General features: G+C 47.3%; 2 protein-coding genes. One reads left to right on the top strand and one right to left on the bottom strand.

From position 1 onward, the window contains the following. The first annotated feature begins 162 nt into the window (after positions 1-162). Entirely contained in the window at positions 163-1485 is a 1323-nt protein-coding gene (locus CAG65_RS06320; RefSeq protein ID WP_161452895.1) for a cation:proton antiporter, read from the top strand. 485 nt (positions 1486-1970) lie between these two features. Here the strand turns inward: CAG65_RS06320 and CAG65_RS22190 are convergent. Beyond that, on the bottom strand, positions 1971-2199 hold a 229-nt coding region (locus CAG65_RS22190; RefSeq protein ID WP_237668765.1), incomplete at its 5' end, for a hypothetical protein.

Raw genomic sequence — 2199 nt, 5'->3', positions numbered from 1 at the left:
TCCTATCACAGCCACAATAGAAATCTAGACGTCTAAAAATACAAAATATGACTATTCTATAACTATCTTTCAAATCACTCAGAAAGGCCAAAAAGTGTTTGCTATTTAGTCAGCATCAGCCGAAAATTCCCGTTCATAATTTGTTACATCAAGAGAAGTCTAATGTCGGTCTATTACACGCTTTGCTTTCTTTCGGCAGCAGCGATGATGATAGCGTTTGTCAACAGCAAGGTTGGCAAAATGCAAACTACTATCGCGATCACCGCCGGGTCCATGGTCCTTTCATTATTGATATTGATTGCTGGTCAGAATAACTGGTTTCACCTGACTGAGATCGCCACAAAAACGGTCTCAAGTATCAACTTTGAAGATTTTCTACTTAAGGGCATTCTCGGATTTCTGCTGTTCGCTGGTGGTCTCGGCATCAAGTTGCCAAATCTGAAAGATCAAAAGTGGGAAATCACCATTCTCGCTCTGGGTGCAACGCTATTCTCGACTTTCTTCATTGGCTTCGTTCTCTATGGCTTCTGCCAGTTTATCGGTATTCACTTCGAATTAGTCTACTGCCTGCTGTTCGGCGCTTTGATCTCCCCAACCGACCCGATAGCGGTATTGGCGATTGTGAAAAAGCTTGATGCGCCAAAGCGCATTTCAACCCAGATTGAAGGCGAATCCTTGTTTAACGACGGTTTTGGTCTGGTGATCTTCGTTACCTTGTTTACCATCGCCTTTGGTTCAGAAACACCGACGGTTGGCAGTGTGACCATGTTGTTTATTCAGGAAGCGCTCGGCGGTATCGCCTACGGGTTTGCTCTGGGACTGCTATTCCACTACCTGATCAGCGCGACCGACGACCACTCAATGGAACTGCTGTTGACGATCGGCGTCCCAACCGCCGGTTACGCTTTTGCAGAATACATCCACGTTTCAGGCCCACTTGCGATGGTAGTTTCTGGCATCATGATCGGTAACTGGACACGTTTTATTGGTTTCTCAAAGGAGAGTGAAGACCACTTGGATCACTTCTGGGAACTGGTGGATGAGTTCTTAAATGGTGTACTGTTCTTGTTGATCGGTATGTCGATGCTGCTGTTTGAGTTCCACAAAGAAGACTGGATCATGATGGCGTTTGCCGTTCCTTTGGTCCTGTGCGCACGCTACCTGAGTGTGTTTCTGTCCTACATTGGTTTTAAACGCTACCGCAAGTACAACCCTTGGTCGATCAACATTCTGACTTGGGGAGGCTTACGAGGAGGCCTGGCGTTGGCGATGGCGCTATCAATTCCGTCAGGCATTTGGGTGATTCAAGATAAGTTAATTGATGTTAAAGAGATCATCCTGGTCATGACCTATGCCGTGGTGGTGTTCTCGATTCTGGTTCAGGGGTCAACCATCACCCCGATGATCGAAAAAGCCAAAGCTGAAGAGAAGAAAATGGAGCAAGAGCGGCAAGCCGCAGCGTCCACGCAGCAAACAGAATCGTAACTCGACATAAAAAAGCAGCCTCTTGGCTGCTTTTTTATTACCTATCAATATCCAACACCAGTACCTACAGTTAACCTACTCTTGCTATTCGCTTCTGCGCTTATCTCTGCATAGTGTTGATTCTCACTCCTAGACAGCTCGAATAAACCGCTAACTAAGCCTTACTTTAGCTCCCTCGATATGGGACAAGCTCCACTAACGAATGTGCCTGGATTGTGCGCCTATCGCCCCCCATCGTACACATCAGAATCTCCCATAGAAAGGGGTCAACTGGAACAGCGTTCAGTAGGACGCATACAAAGACGCATACAAAACTGGATAGCAGTTCTGAAGAGGCAATATTTTAATTAGCACCTACGTACACACGCTCCTGAAGAGCTCCAAAATCAATCAGGGCGGTGAGATAACCATTTCGGTGGAACGCTTTCGACCCAAGGCCGGAACTTTATCAAAACGTCAAAAAGCCCAAATTTTTAAACCTGGGCTTATAATCCGTGGCGGAGAAGTGGATGGCCCACAAACAAAAAGACCCCAGCATGATGGCTGGGGTCAGAAAGAGGTGGCAAAGCCGTCGGGATTTCGGGCAACCGGGATTCGTTTGCTCGAAGACCAGAATAACGAGGAAAAACGAAAAAAGCCTCGCTGATAGCGAGGCTTTCGAAATAAATGGCGGAGCGGACGGGACTCGAACCCGCGACCCCCGGCGTGACAGGC

Origin of the sequence: Vibrio sp. V39_P1S14PM300 (assembly GCF_009904765.1) — a bacterium.
Lineage (GTDB): Bacteria > Pseudomonadota > Gammaproteobacteria > Enterobacterales > Vibrionaceae > Vibrio > Vibrio proteolyticus.
This window is presented reverse-complemented; position numbering and strand designations above follow the sequence as displayed.

What these genes read in the sequence shown, in the direction of transcription:
- CAG65_RS06320 (WP_161452895.1), top strand. Translation starts at nt 163, where the DNA reads ATGTCGGTCTATTACACGCTTTGCTTTCTTTCGGCAGCAGCGATGATG.